Annotated in this window: 16 protein-coding genes; 5 read left to right on the top strand and 11 right to left on the bottom strand. The window is 58.0% G+C overall.

Features of this window, described 5'->3' with window-relative positions; all coding sequences use genetic code 11:
* Positions 1-125 precede the first annotated feature (125 nt).
* A complete protein-coding gene (locus KI787_04720) occupies positions 126-1,046 on the top strand; it encodes a UDP-3-O-acyl-N-acetylglucosamine deacetylase (protein MBV6629241.1) in 921 nt (306 codons plus the stop codon).
* On the opposite strand, the gene KI787_04715 is transcribed toward KI787_04720, so the two are convergent.
* Complete coding sequence (locus tag KI787_04715; GenBank protein ID MBV6629240.1) at positions 1,043-1,381, bottom strand: DUF721 domain-containing protein; 339 nt, start codon at positions 1,379-1,381, stop codon at positions 1,043-1,045. The two genes, KI787_04720 and KI787_04715, sit on opposite strands and share 4 nt — an antisense overlap.
* Before the next feature lie 30 nt (positions 1,382-1,411).
* Between KI787_04715 and KI787_04710 the strand changes: the two genes are divergently transcribed.
* The 4 genes from KI787_04710 to KI787_04695 all read left to right on the top strand — a co-directional run bounded on the left by KI787_04710 (position 1,412) and on the right by KI787_04695 (position 7,397).
* Positions 1,412-2,263, top strand: a complete 852-nt coding sequence (locus KI787_04710) for a M23 family metallopeptidase (protein ID MBV6629239.1) — start codon at positions 1,412-1,414, stop codon at positions 2,261-2,263.
* 187 nt (positions 2,264-2,450) lie between these two features.
* Complete coding sequence (gene secA, locus KI787_04705) at positions 2,451-5,228, top strand: preprotein translocase subunit SecA (protein MBV6629238.1); 2,778 nt, start codon at positions 2,451-2,453, stop codon at positions 5,226-5,228.
* 28 nt (positions 5,229-5,256) lie between these two features.
* Entirely contained in the window at positions 5,257-6,477 is a 1,221-nt protein-coding gene (argJ, locus tag KI787_04700) for a bifunctional glutamate N-acetyltransferase/amino-acid acetyltransferase ArgJ (GenBank protein MBV6629237.1), read from the top strand.
* Entirely contained in the window at positions 6,477-7,397 is a 921-nt protein-coding gene (locus KI787_04695; protein MBV6629236.1) for a Nudix family hydrolase, read from the top strand. The genes argJ and KI787_04695 overlap by 1 nt, the downstream gene beginning before the upstream one ends.
* A 93-nt stretch (positions 7,398-7,490) precedes the next feature.
* Here KI787_04695 and yacG read toward each other — a convergent pair whose 3' ends face one another.
* From yacG to KI787_04645, 10 genes are all read right to left on the bottom strand, one after another.
* Positions 7,491-7,688 (bottom strand): DNA gyrase inhibitor YacG, encoded by a 198-nt coding sequence (gene yacG, locus KI787_04690; GenBank protein ID MBV6629235.1) that lies wholly within the window; start codon positions 7,686-7,688, stop codon positions 7,491-7,493.
* Positions 7,682-8,422, bottom strand: coding sequence for a cell division protein ZapD (gene zapD, locus KI787_04685; GenBank protein ID MBV6629234.1), 741 nt, complete (start codon positions 8,420-8,422; stop codon positions 7,682-7,684). The genes yacG and zapD overlap by 7 nt, the downstream gene beginning before the upstream one ends.
* A gap of 56 nt (positions 8,423-8,478) precedes the next feature.
* Positions 8,479-9,102, bottom strand: coding sequence for a dephospho-CoA kinase (gene coaE, locus KI787_04680; protein MBV6629233.1), 624 nt, complete (start codon positions 9,100-9,102; stop codon positions 8,479-8,481).
* Positions 9,099-9,965 carry a prepilin peptidase gene (locus tag KI787_04675; protein ID MBV6629232.1) on the bottom strand — a complete coding sequence of 289 codons (867 nt, stop codon included), beginning with the start codon at positions 9,963-9,965 and terminating at the stop codon, positions 9,099-9,101. Before KI787_04675 ends, coaE begins: the two co-directional genes overlap by 4 nt.
* A gap of 5 nt (positions 9,966-9,970) precedes the next feature.
* Positions 9,971-11,209 carry a type II secretion system F family protein gene (locus KI787_04670; GenBank protein ID MBV6629231.1) on the bottom strand — a complete coding sequence of 413 codons (1,239 nt, stop codon included), beginning with the start codon at positions 11,207-11,209 and terminating at the stop codon, positions 9,971-9,973.
* Between the two features lie 172 nt (positions 11,210-11,381).
* Positions 11,382-13,130: a type IV-A pilus assembly ATPase PilB gene (pilB, locus tag KI787_04665; GenBank protein ID MBV6629230.1), complete on the bottom strand. Its 1,749-nt coding sequence runs from the start codon at positions 13,128-13,130 to the stop codon at positions 11,382-11,384.
* 65 nt (positions 13,131-13,195) lie between these two features.
* On the bottom strand, positions 13,196-13,663 hold the full coding sequence (locus KI787_04660) for a pilin (GenBank protein MBV6629229.1): 468 nt from the start codon (positions 13,661-13,663) through the stop codon (positions 13,196-13,198).
* Positions 13,664-13,761: 98 nt separating this feature from the next.
* Positions 13,762-14,187 carry a pilin gene (locus tag KI787_04655; GenBank protein MBV6629228.1) on the bottom strand — a complete coding sequence of 142 codons (426 nt, stop codon included), beginning with the start codon at positions 14,185-14,187 and terminating at the stop codon, positions 13,762-13,764.
* Between the two features lie 305 nt (positions 14,188-14,492).
* Complete coding sequence (locus KI787_04650) at positions 14,493-15,878, bottom strand: sigma-54-dependent Fis family transcriptional regulator (protein ID MBV6629227.1); 1,386 nt, start codon at positions 15,876-15,878, stop codon at positions 14,493-14,495.
* A 4-nt stretch (positions 15,879-15,882) separates the two neighbouring features.
* Positions 15,883-17,457 carry a hypothetical protein gene (locus KI787_04645; GenBank protein ID MBV6629226.1) on the bottom strand — a complete coding sequence of 525 codons (1,575 nt, stop codon included), beginning with the start codon at positions 17,455-17,457 and terminating at the stop codon, positions 15,883-15,885.
* Positions 17,458-17,577: the final 120 nt, after the last annotated feature.

Raw genomic sequence — 17,577 nt, 5'->3', positions numbered from 1 at the left:
AGGCCACCTCCGAGTTTGTTGCGTTGCACAAAACCTGATCAGCGCGGTATAGTGCTCGGTCGGGAGGCATGCGCCGCCCCGCTAGAATTGCGGGGCGGCGCAGCTTGAACACAGCAAAGGAACGGATGACCCATTACCAAACCACTCTGAATAAAGCCGTTGACCTCACGGGAATCGGTTTGCATTCCGGGCAACCGGTGCACATGCAGCTGCTACCAGCCGCTGTTGATACCGGCGTGGTGTTTGAGCGGCCTGATGCGCAATCCGGTGAGTGGCAGCGTATCCCTGCGCGCGCTGACCTTGTGACCGAGACCACATTGTGTACCGCCTTAACGGAGGCTGGACAGCGTGTGGCCACGGTGGAGCATCTGCTTTCAGCCATCGCTGGCTTAGGGCTGGACAATGTGGTTGTTCGTCTGAGCTCCGCCGAAGTTCCCATCGTGGATGGCAGCGCTGGACCGTTTGTGTTTCTCATTCAGTCCACAGGGCTGCGAGCGCAAGAGCAGCCGCGTCGTTACTTGGCTTTGCGCCAACCGGTTCAGGTCTCAGAAGATGATAAGTGGGCGCGGTTGGAACCCTACGAGGGTTTCAAGCTGAGCTTTGCCATTGATTTTGACCATCCTGCGATTGAAGCCGGGCAACAGGTCAGCGTAGACCTCACCCCGGAGACCTTCGTTAAAGAAATTAGCCGCGCGCGAACCTTTGGGTTTTTGCGCGACATCGAATACCTACGCCAGCACGAAATGGCTTTAGGCGGCTCGCTAGACAACGCCATCGTGTTGGACGATTACCGCGTTCTCAATGACGATGGCTTGCGCTATGCCGACGAGTTTGTGCGTCATAAAATCTTAGATGCTGTCGGCGATTTGGCGCTGCTAGGCGCGCAAGTCCGTGGGGCCTACTCCGCTTATAAGGCGGGGCACGCCCTGAATAACAAGCTGGCACGCGCTGTGCTAGCTGATCGCAAGAACTATGAGTGGGTTTGTCTTGGGGCAGATAGCGCTCGCACGCAGGAGCCTCGCGTCGAGGAATTGACGCTGGGTTAACGAAAAATTTCCGGCCGCACTAATATTTTGCAGCCCGCCAAGTGCAACTTTTGCGAAAAATTTACGCTTTGCAGAATTTCTGACTGCCTGTATCTTAGGTCACTCGCCCAGGCTGGCGTGTCGCAGATGAGGATGAGCTGATCATTCTCCACGCAACTCACGCGTGTGTGACGTAACAGTGCTGAGGGGAGAATCTTGGATAAGCAGTGATGTATGCGCTGATGGAGCGCGATGCGGCCTTGCAGGGGCTGCAACGCAGTATCCATCACGGATTGAAAATCTTGTTCCCGATCTTCGGTCACATCGCGGCCTTGGACATGGAGTTGAATGATCACATGGTAATGCGACCCCCTTTGCGCGGCGCAATGCAAGCAGTTGCCGTGATGGCTTTGCTGCTGGCAGTTTTTGTCGCTGGGCGCTGGACCGCACCCGCCCAACATACCGTGCTGACGCTTGGCGCGCAGGATGTTGAGGAAATTCGTGCGCGGATTGCTCAAGAAGAGCAGAAGTTAGAACAGACGCGGGATATGGCTCGTACGGGTCAGCTGGAGATGGCTCGTGAATTGGGCCGCATGCAGGCCAGCCTAGATCGCTTGAATGCCCTGGGCGAAACCCTGGCCGAAATGGCGATGCTGGACCCGGAACTCTTCGACTTCAGCACCGAGCCTCCAATCGGGGGTCCGCTTCCCACCGACGAAGTCATGGGTGAGCTCACACCGCATTTCGATGCGATTGCGGGTCAGCTGGAAAGCCGGCGCCGCCAACTTGATATTCTCGAACATCTGCTGCTTGTGTCCCAGATGCAGTCGCAGCGCAGCCCTTCTGGCTGGCCGGTGCTCAAGGGCTGGATATCCTCCCGCTTTGGTGCTCGTCATGACCCCTTCACCGGGCGTAAAACTTCGCATCATGGCCTTGATTTTGCGGCTCCAGAGGGCTCGGATGTGGTTGCGGTTGCTGCCGGCATCGTGTCCTACTCGGGGCGGCGCAGTGGTTATGGTTGGGTGATCGAGCTCAATCATGGAAACGGCTACACCACGCGCTACGCGCACAATCAGAAAAACCTTGTTGCCGTCGGCGACCGCGTTGACAAAGGCCAGCGCATTGGACTGGTGGGTAAGTCCGGTCGCTCCACGGGGCCACACGTGCACTTCGAGGTAATTTTGGATGGTCGGCGTGTCGATCCGGCGCAGTTTGTGGCACGCGCCCCTCGCAGTTAACCCAAGGCTGTGAAGTACGTGCAGTCGCTAGCGTGCCTGCTTAAGGCCTGAGAGGGCTTGTGTGCGGCTGACATCAGCCCCACATTTAAAAGTACAACCTAAAGTGCGGAGCCCTCTTTGCTAGTGGCCCGTTACAATAGGACCGTTTTCTTAATGTGCACGGGGCGCTCGCCCCGTTTTTCTTTGTATGGCCCAATTTCTCGCCCGCCTGTTTGGCAGTCGCAACCAACGCGTGATCGCTAAGCTCGAAACGGTCGTCCGCGAAGCCGCTCGCCATGAAGAGAGTCTGAGCCAGCTGGACGATACGGCGCTGGCGGCGAAGACCAGCGAGTTCCGCGAGCGGCTGGCCCAAGGTCAGAGTCTAGATGCGCTGATGCCAGAGGCATTCGCCGTCGTTCGCGAGGCGGGTAAGCGTGTCTTGGGCATGCGCCATTTTGATGTGCAGCTCATTGGTGGCGCGGTATTGCATCAGGGCAAGATCGCCGAAATGCGCACGGGTGAGGGTAAGACCCTGGTTGCCACCCTGCCCGTGTATTTGAATGCTCTTAGCGGTAAAGGCGTCCACGTGGTTACCGTTAACGACTATTTGGCACGACGGGACTCCGCCTGGATGGGGCGCCTATACGGCTTTCTGGGCTTGAGCACTGGCGTAGTCGTGCACGGTCAGAGCACCGACGATAAGCGGGCGGCTTATGCCTGCGACATCACCTACGGCACCAATAACGAGTTTGGCTTCGATTATCTGCGCGACAACATGGCGTTTCGTGCTGAAGACAAAGTCCAACGTGGGCATTCTTATGCGGTGGTCGACGAGGTGGACTCCATTCTCATCGACGAGGCGCGTACCCCATTGATCATCTCCGGGCCTACCGACGATGATCCCGAGCTGTACAAGCGCATGAACACCTTGGTGCCCGCGCTGCAGCCCCAACAGGAAGAAGATGGCCCTGGCGACTTTAGTGTTGATGAGAAAACCAAGCAGATCTTTCTGACCGAGGACGGCCACGCTCGGGTGGAGGCCTTGTTCCAAGAGCATGGTCTGGTCAATGAAGGCTCGTTGTACGACGCCTCTAATATCATTTTGATGCACCATCTCACGGCGGCTTTGCGGGCGCATCATCTCTACCAGCGCGATGTGGAATACATCGTGCGGAATGGCCAAATTGTCATCGTGGACGAATTTACCGGCCGGATGATGCCAGGGCGACGTTGGTCGGATGGCTTGCACCAAGCTATTGAGGCCAAGGAAGGTGTGCCCATCCAGCAGGAAAACCAAACGCTGGCGTCCATTACCTTCCAAAACTACTTCCGCTTGTACGACAAATTGTCGGGCATGACCGGAACGGCCGATACAGAAGCCTTCGAATTCCAGCAAATTTACGGGCTGGAAGTGATCGTTATTCCCACCAACAAGCCCATGGTGCGCGACGATCAGGGCGATTTGATCTTCATGACAGCGCGGGAGAAGTTCGAGGCCATCGCCGAGGACGTCAAGGAAGCCGTTGCCAAAGGCCAGCCCGTGCTCGTGGGAACGGCGTCTATTGAGACCTCGGAAATTGTTTCCACGCTGCTGCGCAATAAAGGCATCGCCCACGAAGTACTGAATGCCAAGCAGCATGAACGGGAAGCCGACATTGTGGCGCAGGCCGGGCGGCCTGGCTCGGTGACCATCGCGACCAATATGGCCGGCCGTGGCACCGACATCGTGCTTGGCGGCAACTTAGACAGCGAGCTTGCCTCACTTCCGGAAGATGATGAGGCCGCTCGCGAGGCGGCCAAAGCCGACTGGAAACAGCGCCATCAAACTGTACTGGAAGCCGGTGGCTTGTACGTGTTGGGCTCGGAGCGCCATGAGTCCCGGCGGATTGATAACCAGCTTCGCGGACGCTCCGGTCGTCAGGGTGACCCTGGACGCACCCGCTTCTATTTGTCTTTAGAAGACAACTTAATGCGCATCTTCACCCCGCCACGCCTGCAAGCCATGCTCAAAGGCCTGGGGATGGAAGAAGGGGAAGCGATTGAACACCGCTGGGTCACGCGGTCCATCGAAACCGCTCAGCGCAAGGTAGAAGCGCATAACTTTGATATTCGTAAAAACCTGCTGGAGTACGACAACGTCGCTAACGATCAGCGGCGCGTCATCTACGAGCAGCGCGATGAACTGTTGTCCGGCAGCGATGTCAGCGAAACCGTAGACGGCATCCGTCAAGATGTGGTGGACAAGGCTTTTCGTAGTTTTGTGCCGGCCGGGGCCCCCGAAGAACTCTGGAAGTTAGACGACTTGCACGATGCGCTGCAGCGCGAGTTCGCCGTCGATGCACCGGTTCAGGATTGGGCGAAGGCCGACAAAAGCCTCAGCGACGATGCCATGTTGGAGCGGGTGCTGGGCATGGTAGAAGAGGCTTACACGGCCAAGCGCGCTCAGGTGGGTGAGGACGCCCTGGGGCATTTTGAAAAATCCATCATGTTGCAGGTGCTAGATACCCTTTGGCGTGAGCACTTGGCGTCTATGGATGATCTGCGGCGCGGGATCCATCTTCGCGGCTACGCGCAAAAAGATCCCAAACAGGAATACAAGCGTGAAGCTTTTGCGTTGTTCACGGAGTTGCTGGAGCGTTACAAGCAAGAAGTGACGGCCATCCTGTGTAAGGTGCAAATCAAGCAGCCTGAAGATGTGGCGCAAGCCGAGCAAACCCCTCGCAAAGAACGGGAAATGCACTTTGAGCATGCTGATGCCCAAAGCCCCCTGCAAGAGGATGGGGCGGCTCCAGCGTCTGCGCCGGAGGCTCCGGCGGCGCAACCCGCGCCAGCATCTGGCCCTAAAGTACGCGCGCGGCCCAAAGCCGCCCCTCAACCGCCGGTGACTCAGGTGCGGCAGATGCCTAAAGTGGGTCGCAACCAGCCCTGCCCCTGCGGCTCGGGCAAAAAATACAAGCACTGCCACGGCAGCTTGCAAAAGGCCTAACTGCGCCCACAGGGATAAGGACGGATTGATGGCGGTGAACTGGCCCATAGATGTGCCTTGGGAGCCTGTAGCAGGCGTGGAACTGGCCAGCACTGCCGCCGGCATTCGGTACAAAGGCCGCGATGATCTGGTGTTGCTACGCTTGGCGCCCAACACACAGGTTGTCAGCGTGCTCACCCGGAATGCGTTCTGCGCCGCGCCGGTACATGTGGTGCGTAGGCACCTGCAACATAACGCCGCACAAGCGTTGATTATCAATGCTGGTAATGCCAATGCAGGGACCGGCAATGCGGGTATGCAGGCGGCTTTGGAGAGCTGCGCTGTGGTTGCCCAAGAGCTCGGTATAGACCCGCAGCAGGTGTTGCCCTTCTCCACAGGTGTGATCGGTGAGGCTATGCCGATAGCGCCCTTTGCCCAAGCCATGCCAGGGCTGGTGCAGGCGCTATGCCCAGAAGGGTGGCCTCGGGCCTCCAAAGCCATTATGACCACTGATACTCTGCCCAAGCTGCGCAGTCGGGTGGTGGAATTAGGGGATGGGCGGCGCCTCACCATCACCGGAATGGCCAAGGGCGCCGGGATGATCAAGCCCGACATGGCGACCATGCTCGCGTTTATTGCGACCGATGCACCTATGGCCCAGGGCTGGCTCAATGAACTGCTGCAGCAGGCAGTTGCTCAATCATTCAACGCGATCACTGTGGATGGAGACACCTCCACCAATGACGCCTGCGTGTTGATGGCCACAGGCCAGGCTGGTGGCAGCCCGCTCACAGCTGAGAGCTTGGATGGGCAGATCTTCGCCGAGGCTGTGACCAGCTTGATGGTGGAACTGGCTCAAGGCATCGTTCGCGACGCCGAAGGTGCAACGCGTTTCATAGAAGTGCGCGTGGAGGGGGCTCGGGATACGCAAGAAGCGCGTCAAGTGGCCTTAACGGTGGCTGAGTCGCCCTTGGTCAAGACCGCCGCCTTTGCCGGTGACCCCAACTGGGGCCGGATTCTGGCGGCTATTGGTCGCAGCGGCTTGGAAGATTTGGATATTGCGGGCGTCCATCTCTGGATGGATGAGGTGCGCCTGATTGCCCAAGGCCAGCCAGACCCTGGCTACGCAGAAGAGCGGGGTGCCGCGGTTGCAGCACGTCCGGAATACACCATTCGCGCGGTTCTGAATCGAGGGCCGGCGACGGCGCGGGTGTGGACCTGTGACTACTCATACGATTACGTGCGCATCAATGCGGAGTATCGCTCCTGATGCGCAAACGCATTCGGGTGGCCGCCGGAGTGCTAGATCGAGCGAACGGAGAGTATTTAGCCGCCCAGCGACCGCCAGGCAAAATTGCGGCGGGTAAATGGGAGTTTCCTGGCGGTAAGTTGGAGTCGGGCGAGAGCCCGCTTCAGGCCCTCACTCGGGAACTACGCGAGGAGCTGGACATCCAGGTGGTCTCGGCGCAGCCCCTTATCCGCATCTGTCATGCCTACTCTGATCGCGACGTTGAGATGTGGGTGTATAGGGTGTATCGCTGGCGCGGAGCACTCAAGAGCCAAGACGGCCAAGCTTTGTATTGGGGAACATTGCCGCGCCTGCGGCAATTAGATTGGCTGGGCGCGGATGGGCCTGTGCTGCAGGCGCTGGCGTTACCACACCATCTTCCAATCACGCCTTTTGAGGCTAGCAGGGAGCAACTCATTGCGCTCAGCCGGAGGTGGTTGGCCAAAGGCTGGCGTGTGGCGCGTCTGCGTCTGCCCGGCCTGACCGAGACGGCATATCACGCTCTGGCCAAAGAGTTAATCGAGCAGACGGATATGGGCTGGATTCTGGACCGCTGCCCCGAGCGCTGTGCGCAGCTAGGCGCGGCGGGCTTTCATGAAACCCGCTCGAACACCCACGCGCAGCGCCCTGTAGACGCCGCATTATTCTGGGGGCGCTCGGTACACGACCAGCAAAGCTGGCAGTTAGCCCGCGCCGCCGGGTGTGACTATGTGCAACTCAGCCCGGTTCGGCCTACGGCTAGCCACCCGCAGCGACAGGCGCTGGGGTGGTCGACCTTTGCCCGCATTATCGCTCAGGGCTCACTACCGACTTATGCCTTAGGCGGGGTCGGACCTGATCAACTAGCACAGGTTCATGCGGCTTGGGGCCAGGGCGTGAGTGGAATCCGCGACTTCGCGTAGACATTCAGCGCTGGCGAGGTGCACTGTGGGCGCAGCCCTATGCCTACAAGTCGGCAGCGATACCTGAAGGCCAGTGAGACGCGCATGAGACGGCTAATTGGGGTCTTGATCGGCCCGCTTGTCGTAGCTGGGGCTTTCCTCTGCGCTTTCGTCATCGTCGCGAAGCCATTCACCAAAGTCGATCAGCTTGCAGCGGCGGGTGCAAAAAGGCCGCCAGCGATTACTTGGCTCTAGGACCGCCATTTGGCCACATTGTGGACACGGCGCTTGGCGCTGACCATGACTCAACATAAGGCAATTTGCAGACTACTCTGACGCAAGGCCCGCTCATTATCGGCGGTGTCTAGGCCACGTAAGCGGATCGTCATGCGTTGCCGACCGCCACTAATTTCGGGATACCAAGGCGCATCCGGGGGCATAGCCACTCGTAGAAGCTGCGCTTTAGGGTGTGCCTGTAGCGTGCACTGGCCTTGGTCCAAGGGTGTCATGTCCCAGTGGGCTTTGCTGCGCAGGACATGCAGATAAAAGCTTAAGGCTGTGGAGAAGGTCTCGAAGCCTTGAGTCCATTCATGAATATCGCGCAGCTGCCTTTCCGGCGGCTGATTCAGCCAATAGGTGTAGGGCGGTATATCTGCAGGAGCCAGACCACCAGGAACGCTAGCACGCTGCATCACCGCGAGTAACAGCTTGGGTATGCGAATGCGAGTCGCATCAATGCGGCTAAGGTTTAAATGGGCCTGCTGCATATCCTCCAAAGTGTCCTGCAGTCGGCCAGTGTCCACACCGGGACGCTCGCGCAGGCTTTGTAGATGGTCGAGTTCGTGCTGCAGATCCTTGGCCATATCGCTCCAGGTATCGGGTCTGGAGAGCAGGCTCAGCAAGTCGCAAATCACCGCGATGAGTGGGCGACGCAGAGTGGCATGTTCAGCGAGCTGCGCCCACTCTTTGAACAGGAATTCAAAGCGCAAAGCGGCGCGCATGCGTTCGTTTAAGGGATGTTCGTAGCAGAGCAATTGCTCAGACACGCGAAGACCATCAGCAATAATTGAGCCCGGATTGTGCGGGTTGGCCGGCCCTGGGATCAAGTCGCTCCCGCATTCGCTGCGCTGAGCGCTGCCAAGGCCAGATATTGTTGATGCAGCTGCGCGACCTGATCGCTCCAAGCCTGGGGCTGGCCACTATTGTCGATGACATCATCTGCTCTCTGCAGCCGCTGTTCGCGGCTGGCTTGCGCCGCCAGCATCTTTAGCGCCAGTTCTTCAGAAATATCATCACGCTGCCTGAGTCGATCAATTTGCTCCTGCACCGGCAGATCAATCACCAGGATGCGGTCGCAGAGGGCGTCGAAACCGCCTTCAATCAAAATAGGCACCATTAAAATGCCATAAGGGGCCTGCAGATTATCGCGCCATTCGCGCATGGCCCTGCGAATGCGAGGGTGCAACAAAGCCTCTAATCGCTTCCGCTGGGCCGTGTCATTGAACACGCGTTCACGCAAGGCACGACGGTTGAGCTCCCCCGTAGAGCTGAGCACCTCAGAGCCAAACTCAGCAACCACCGCCGCTAATCCGGGGGTGCCAGGTTCGACGACGTCGCGCGCGACTTGGTCGGCGTCCAGTACCGGCACTCCGAGATCGGCAAAGGCTTGGGCCACGCTACTTTTGCCACTGGCGATGCCCCCCGTGAGGCCAATACACAGACTCATTGCCAGCCCATCAAGCGAAGTAACTGATCACCGGCGACAACATAGATCCATCCGGCGATGGCCAAAAAGGGACCAAAGGGCATAGCTTGGCCGGCCTGCATAGAGCCACGTAGTCTGAGTGCTATGGCCCAGACCAAGCCAACCATTGAGGACAGCAAGACGATGGCCGGTAGCGCCATCCAGCCGAACCAGGCTCCTAAAGCCGCAAGTAGCTTGAAGTCGCCAAAACCCATACCCTCTTTGCCGGTCGCCAGTTTAAATAGCTGGTAAATGATCCAAAGGCTCATATACCCAGCGACGGCGCCGACAACAGCCTGCTCAAGGCTGACGAAACCACTGTGCAAATTCAGTAGCAAGCCTACCCAGAGCAGGGGCAATACAATGATGTCGGGCAACAACTGGGTGCGTTGATCAATCACGGTGAGCGTGAGCAGCGTCCAGCCCAAGCCAATGACCGCGAAGCCCAGCAAGGTTGGGCCGAAAAGCCAGCCCGCCCATAGCGCCAGGCCAGCCGCTAAGGCTTCTACCAGCGGGTACTGCCAGGAGATCGTGGCGCCACAGGCATGACAACGCCCTTTGAGCAACACGAAACTGAGTAATGGGATGTTATGCCACCAGCGCAGAGGGCTACGGCATTGCGGACAGTGCGAGGCAGGTACGACGATCCCAGGAGCATCTTTGTCTGCTTCAGGGAGAGTTTGTTCTAAATACTCAGCCGCATCGCGACGCCATTGGGCATGCATCTGGAGTGGCAAGCGCAAAATCACCACATTCAAAAAGCTTCCCACGAGTAGGCCTACCACCACACACAGGCCTAACCACAACAGCGGCTCCTGCTGAATGAGTTCCCAGATTTGCAGCATGTTGCTTAGACCACAGCGCCCAGTTTGAAGATCGGCAGATACATAGCCACCACCAGACCGCCCACTAAGATGCCTAGTACAGCCATGATCATCGGCTCCATGAGGCTAGATAACTGGTCGACGAGGTTGTCCACTTCGGCTTCATAAAAATCGGCCACTTTGGAGCACATTTCATCGAGGGCGCCAGACTCTTCGCCGATCGCCACCATTTGGGTGGCCATATTGGGCCAAATGCCGGTTTGCTCCATGCTCACTTGGAGCTGGGTGCCGGCCATCACCTGCTCGCGCATGGTCAGGATGGCCTCTTCATAAACAATGTTCCCTGCAGCGCGAGCGACCGAGTCCATGGCTTCGACCAAGGGCACGCCAGCGGCAAACATGGTGGCTAAGGTGCGCGAGAAGCGAGCGACCGCGGACTTGTTCTGGATGTCGCCTACTACCGGTAGCTTAAGCGCGATCCGGTCGAGCAACCTGCGAAAGCCTCGCGATCGTTTTTTTGCCTGGGAGAACGCGACACCGATCACCACCAGGACCAGGACCATAAGCCCAATATTTTTCTGCAGGAACTGGCTCAGGTTGATCACCATCATGGTGAAGGCTGGCAAGTCCGCCCCAAAACCTTGGAACAGCTCTTGGAATTGAGGGACAACGAATATCAGCAAAATTGCGGTGACAATGACGGCAATGACCAGCACTGCGATGGGGTAGGTCAGCGCTTTTTTCACCTTTTTCCGTAGCGCTTCGGTTTTCTCTTTGTAGGTCGCAATGCGATCTAGCAAGTTTTCCAAGGCGCCGGACTTCTCCCCGGCATCGACCAAGTTGACGAAGAGGTCGTCGAAGTATTCAGGCTGATGCGCCAGGGCTTCGGCCAGGCTGGAGCCTGACTCAATATCACTGCGGATCTTCTCGATCAGCTCTCCCATGGCGGGGTTTTCGTGGCCCTTGCTGACAATATCCAAAGCCTGTACCAGGGGTACCCCGGCCGCCATCATGGTGGCGAGCTGGCGCGAGAAGACAGCAATATCCTGGGAGGTGATCTTGGGCTTGCCGATGCCAGGCAACTCAATTCTCGCCTGCACCTTCACTGCCGCTAAGCCCTGTTTGGTGAGTTGCAGGCGCGCTTGCGCCTCACTGGGCGCCTCAACAATGCCCTTGATTTTGACCCCACCACGGTTCACCCCTTGGTAGTTAAACCGGCGGAGTTTGGGTTGGTCAGCTTTGTTCCGGGCGGCCGTGGTGGCCATGCTTAACGACTCCTCATGACGATTGAATACAGCCCCAATAGCGCCTCATAGTGCCAAAAAGTCAGTGCCTACGTTCGATGCCCCATCGCGAGGCACAAAGCCGCACCCAGATACCCATCCCGGTGCTAAACGAGGCGAAGCCTGCCACTCGCCGGGGAAACACAACGCGGGGCTAATCAATGGTGACCCGGTTGGCTTCCGTGAGCGAGGTGATCCCTGCCCCCACTTTCGCGAGCGCAGCCCGGCGCAGATCCCACACCCCCTCGCGCTCTGCCTCATCGGCGATGTCGGTGGCATTCCCACCGTCAAGAATGAGGCGTCCAATTTTGTCGGTGACCGGCATGACCTGATAGATCCCCACACGTCCCTTGTAGCCATCCGTACATTGATCGCAGCCTTTGGCCTCGAAGACTTGAAAGTCGGGATGCTCGATTTGCTCGGCTTGGAAGCCTTCTTCTAATAGCAGCTCATGTGGCAGGCTCACTGGGGTTTTACAGTGCTTGCATAGCCGCCGGGCGAGGCGCTGGGCGATGATCAATGACACGCTGGTGGCGACGTTGTAAGCGGGCACGCCCATGTTCAGCAAACGAGTCAGTGTTTGCGGGGCATCATTGGTGTGCAGGGTGGAGAGCACCAGGTGACCTGTTTGCGCGGCCTTAATGGCAATTTCCGCGGTTTCTAGGTCGCGAATCTCACCCACCAAAATAATGTCGGGGTCCTGACGCAGAAAGGCCTTCAGTGCCTTGGCAAAGGTCAACCCGGCTTTGGGGTTCACATTGACCTGGTTAACGCCGGGTAAGTTAATTTCAACCGGGTCTTCCGCCGTGGAAATATTGCGTTCTGGCGTGTTGAGGATATTCACCCCGGTGTACAAGGACACGGTTTTACCGGAGCCGGTGGGGCCGGTCACCAAAATCATGCCATAGGGTTTGTTCAGGGCATTGAGGTACAACTCTTTTTGGAAGGGCTCATAGCCCAAGGCATCAATACCCAGTTGTGCGCTGGAGGGGTCCAAAATCCGCAGCACAATTTTCTCGCCATACAAGGTGGGGCAGCTGCTCACCCGGAAATCGATGGCCTTATTTTTGGACAGCAGAATTTTGATGCGCCCATCCTGTGGGACTCTTTTTTCCGCAAGGTCCATTTTCGACATGACCTTAACCCGCGCCGCAACACGCCCAGCCTGCGACACGGGTGCTGCCGCCACTTCTTTGAGCACACCATCGATACGAAATCGAATGCGGTAGTTTTTTTCGTAGGGCTCGAAGTGAATATCTGAGGCGCCTTTCTTGATGGCGTCGAGCAGCATCTTGTTCACGAAGCGCACGATGGGCGCATCATCAGTGCCGGACTTGGTTAAATCGGTCGCGTCCGATGAGGAGGGCTCATCACTGGAGACCTCAACACCATCCAGGTCAGCATCTTCCAGATCCATGCTGCCGGCGCCCATCGTGGCCAGCGTGGATTCCAGCGCCCGCTCCAGCAAGTCATGCTGAACGAGGATGGGCTCCACATCCAGTGTGGTCTGAAATTTGACTTCGTCTACGGCATCGATTTGGTTGGGATCGCTCACTCCCAAGAAGAGGCGCTTACCACGGAAAAATAGTGGTAGAACGTGGTGTTTTTCCAGGAGTTTGCTGTCAACTTTGGCGACAACATCAGGGTCGATTGCTGCCGCGCGAATATCAAACAGCGGCAATCCAAATTCTTGTGCGGCAACTTCCGCAATTTCTGCCGGCGGAGCTAATCGGTTCTCCAAAATCACATGCAGCAAAGGACGCTTCTGCTTCAAAGCAGCTTGCTGCATTTCACGCGCTTTATCTTCGCTGAGCAGCCCGTCCTTACTGAGCCGCCGCGCTAGGCCGCCGAGATACTGGGGCTTATTCGCCGTTGCCGATTGCACTGTTACCGCTTGCCTCATGCGCCGGAGGAGAAGTCCAGCACTCTACGCGATTTCGGCCTGTTTATGCCCTCAATCGCTACAACTCAGCCCTTGCAGGCCTGAGGCAGAAAACGCGTTGCAACGGATGTGGCATTGGCGCCAACGGCGGTACTGCCCGCAGGAGCTGGGGCATCACCACACAGCCAGAGGATATCTGGGGCCTGGGTGAGCGCTGGCCTGAAGCTCAAGGTCTCTCCGGCCAGGACGGTCGCGTCGGCAGCATTCCCGAAGCTCACGTTCACCACGCCATTAACGACCGCAACACCGGTGATATTGCGGCCGACGATATTGTTGTCCATACCAGCTTCATCCAGGTCGGCCGGGAACACGCCACGATCCGCCCAAAATTCTTCTACGGCAGTACGTGCGCCAGCACTGATAACCACAGCCTCAGAAACCTGGGCGCGTACCGAGTAAAGCCGATAGCTAGGGATTGCGATGGACGCCAGGATGCCGATGATGGCAACCACAATCATGAGCTCTATTAGGGTGAATCCGCGTGAGCTAGGCATGGGGCATCTCCAAATAAAAAAGGCTCCCATACGGGAGCCTTCCGAGTGGGCATATGCATGCACATGCCACTTTTGTGCCATGAGGCCGAAGCCTAGCCTTATGTACGGCAGGCTTGTGGGCGCCACTTGTTGGCGAAACTGCATTCGCAGGCCCAACTAATGGAGCCGGCGTTGTCCGTTGGCGTCAGTGCGCAGGTGCCAGCAGCGATGTTGGTGTTGGCGTCTCCACCATAGGTGGCGGTGATCACGCCGTTTGCTACGGCAACCTGGGTCACATACTTGCCAGAGATGTTGCCAGCAGCTTCGAGACCAGCTGCATCATTGTCGGCCGGGAAGGCACCGGTTTCCTGATAGACCTCGGCCACAGCCGTCTTGGCGCCGGCCGCCAAGTTCATGCCTTCAGTGACTTGAGCGCGAATGGTGTAGTCCTGATAAGCCGGAATAGCGACAGCGGCCAGAATGCCGATGATGGCTACCACGATCATCAGTTCGATAAGGGTAAAACCCTGCTGTACTTTGTTCATGAGTTGGTTCCTCGTTCCAAGATTGTTCGCCAGAGATTCTGACGTCCCTTCTACCTAGCCAGTGCTGTGCCAGGTGCTTTGGTGAGTAAAAACAGGTATTTAGATTATTGTCTGTGATTTCGGCATGTCCACAACCGACCGGAAATGTCCAAAAGTGACAATTTTTGTCACTTTTTGTCGCTGGTTTCGAAGCGGCAACGCAGAGCAATGCTCAGAACACCATCAATATCCACCGCGCCGCATTTGCAATTCCAGTGCCGCTGCATTGGGCTTGCGCACACTCGGAAGTGAGTGCACCCTTGGGGCTATTCCAAACCTAGCTTTTTTATCCGGTAGCGCAGCGACCGCACACTAATGCCCAGCTGTTTGGCGGCCTGCGTCCTATTCCAGCGTGTCGCGGTCAGTGCTTGCTCAATACGTGTTTTTTCGGATTCGGCGAGCTCCGTATCGATATTGTCGACCGCGCCACCCGACACCTGAGCCTTGGCTTGTATGGATGGGGGGTGTCCGCTTACTTGGCTGGGGAGTTGGATGCTCTGCGCAGAAATATTCCCAAGCTCATCGGCAAGAGCACAGGCCCGTTCCAGCAGGTTTTCCAACTCGCGGACGTTGCCTGGGAAGTGGTAGCTCTTGAGTCGGGCGAGTGCCTCCACTTGCAATTGTGGGGGTGGGATGTTATGACGATGGGCAATACGTTCGAGCAAGGCTTGGCAGAGCTCGGGGATGTCGGAGGCGCGCTCACGAAGAGCTGGCAGGTGAATCTCCAGGACGTTCAGGCGGTAATACAAGTCTTCCCGCAGTCGTTGATCTTGTACGGCCTGCGATAGCGGAATTTGTGCTGCTGAGATGACGCGAACATTGATGGGCTCTTCCCGGTCTGCTCCCACCGGGCGCACAGTGCGCTCCTGCAAAGCACGTAACAGTTTCACCTGCATAGGCCGCGGCAGGTCGATGACTTCATCCAAGAAGATCGTGCCTTCGCTGGCGGCGGAAAATAAGCCCTGGCGCTCATGAGCGGCGCCGGTAAAGCTACCTTTGCGGTGCCCGAATAATTCGGACTCAAAGAGTTCTGCGGGAATGGCGCCGCAGTTCACAGCAACAAAGGGGCCAGACGCTCGAGGACTTTGGCGATGCATTTCACGCGCGACCAACTCTTTGCCAGTGCCCGATTCCCCACAAATGAAGACTGGGGCCTGAGTGCGTGCCAATTTCCCGATGGTGCGTCTGAGCTCTTGCATCGGTGCTGAACTGCCCACCATGCCTTCGGTTTTGCTGGCCTTATCCCACTGAGAAGGGTCTGACGTGAGCTTAGAGGGCGACGTTGGAGTGTTGCGCAGTGCCTCCTTGACCACCCGCCGAAGTAGTGCGGTGTCAACCGGTTTTTGAACATAGTCGAAGGCGCCGGACTTCAATGCGGCAACGGCATCTTGGGGCGAACCATAAGCAGTGATCACGGCCACGGGTAACTCAGGCGCGTTGTCGGCAATCCAGCGCACCACATCTAAACCGGTGCCATCAGGAAGGCGCATATCGGTGAGCACTAGGTCCAGCGGCTCATGCTGAATCAGGAGCAAGCCTGTCTCGAGGTCAGGGGCTGACAGCGTTTCTAAGCCCATGCGCCCGAGCAGAATCTCCACCGTGGCGCGGATGTCTTGCTCGTCATCAATAATGAGTATGCGCTGCCCCATCACTCCCTCAGCCTTTGGTCGCCAGCGGCAGGCGCAGCTTGGCAGCCTTCCAAACTTGGCCGCTGTGCGCATCTTGCTGCGGAGCTTGCAACTCGAGCTGCGCCCCGTTGGCGCTAAGCAGCGCTCGGCATAAGGTCAATCCAAGACCACCCTCGGGCAAATGCTCGCCCTGCGGTGCAGGCCATCCGTTGGCTCCGTTGTCACACACCGCGAGTACGCACCACTGGTCGTCAACCACAGACTCGATGCGCACAACCACCGCTTTAGCGTGGGCTGGTCGAGCATGGGTGTGCGCGTTATCGATGAGATTTTGTAACACTTCAGACAAATGGCTGGCGTCGACGAGAACTTTAACCTCGTCCGCATGAAGTTTGAGCACTAGCTCCGGTGTGGCGATATTGAGTCGCTTGCGCTCTTCCAGCCAGTCCACCAGAAAGGCCCTGAGCTCAATGGGCTCGACTTGAGGCTGTATCGGCCTAGAGAGATCATAAATTCGCTCTACAACCCGGTTCATGCGGTGCACTTGCCGCTGAATGATGGGCATGAGCGTTTGCCGGTCTTGGTCTGGAGCTTCTAACAAGAGCTCGGCTGCATTATTCAGTGCAGCTAGGGGGTTGCGAATGTTGTGCGCGACTCCGGCGGTGATTTGGCCGATGGCTGCCAGGCGGGTTTGTTGGACTTGCCGGGCAATTGTGTCTGGGTCGTCCATCATGATGAGAATTAAGGGCGGGTCCCCCGCCATATGCACGAACTGTGGCCAGATGCTGCGTCCCCCCTCAAGCTCTACCGCTGCAAAGTGTGCAGCCTGGGGGGCCTGAATGAACTGCTGTACCGCGGCCCAGAGCGCAGCTTCGCTGATGCCCAGATTGCACTGGTGCAGAGGTCGCAGCAGCAGAGTTTCTGCCGCCGCATTATGCAGCAGCACTTGGCCTTCGCCGTCGGCCACAATGACGGCGGCATGCATGCGTTCTACAACTTCCGCTGTGAGCCGGCGCATTTGACCGAGGTTGCTGGCTGCGAGCCTGGCAATTTGTTCGTCTAGGCGCGCACGCGCTGCTACAGCGCTAGCGAGCCAGGCCACCAGAAATAAGCAGGCCCCCAAAAGACCCGCTACGGCCCAGCCAGGAACGAACCCCGGTTGACTCCAGCTCAACCAAGCCTCAGCGCCGAGCAAGGCCAGGGTGCTAGCAGCTGCAGGTGCCAGAGCAGCAGGTCGGCTCAGGAATAGGCCGCCCATGGCCGTAGGCAGTATGTAGAGCGTTGCAAGGCCTCCTTCAACGCCGCCGGTGAGCGTGACGGCTGCCCCCGCGCCCACCCAATCCGTGAGCAACTGCAAGCCAATGAGTAGCTGTATGGACTTGATGCGGCTGCGGCCTAACACTAAGAGCAAAACTCCCGCGGCCAAATAGGTGACCAGAACCGCGGTCAGCGCATCCAGCCTCTGAGCACTCCAATCCAAGGGTTGGAGCGGGCTGTAGACCAGCCACAGCAGCGCTCCGGCGACACCAATGCGGTAGGCGGACCAAGCCTCGAGCAGGCGGTCTGGAGCAAAGCGTTCTGCGGTTCCAGATTTAGCGCGCATGGACCGAAAATATGGCCGCTGATGGCGGTAGGCAGGAACCGCAACTTTGCGCAAAGTAGCGCCAGGGCTGTCCTGCGTAGACACTTTGCCTAGGGTCGCCTCCGTCAGGGTGACGAGGGC

It is taken from the genome of Oceanococcus sp. HetDA_MAG_MS8 (assembly GCA_019192445.1).
Taxonomy (GTDB): domain Bacteria; phylum Pseudomonadota; class Gammaproteobacteria; order Nevskiales; family Oceanococcaceae; genus MS8.
Note: the sequence above shows the minus strand (reverse complement) of the source record. Positions and strands in the feature narration are given on the sequence as shown.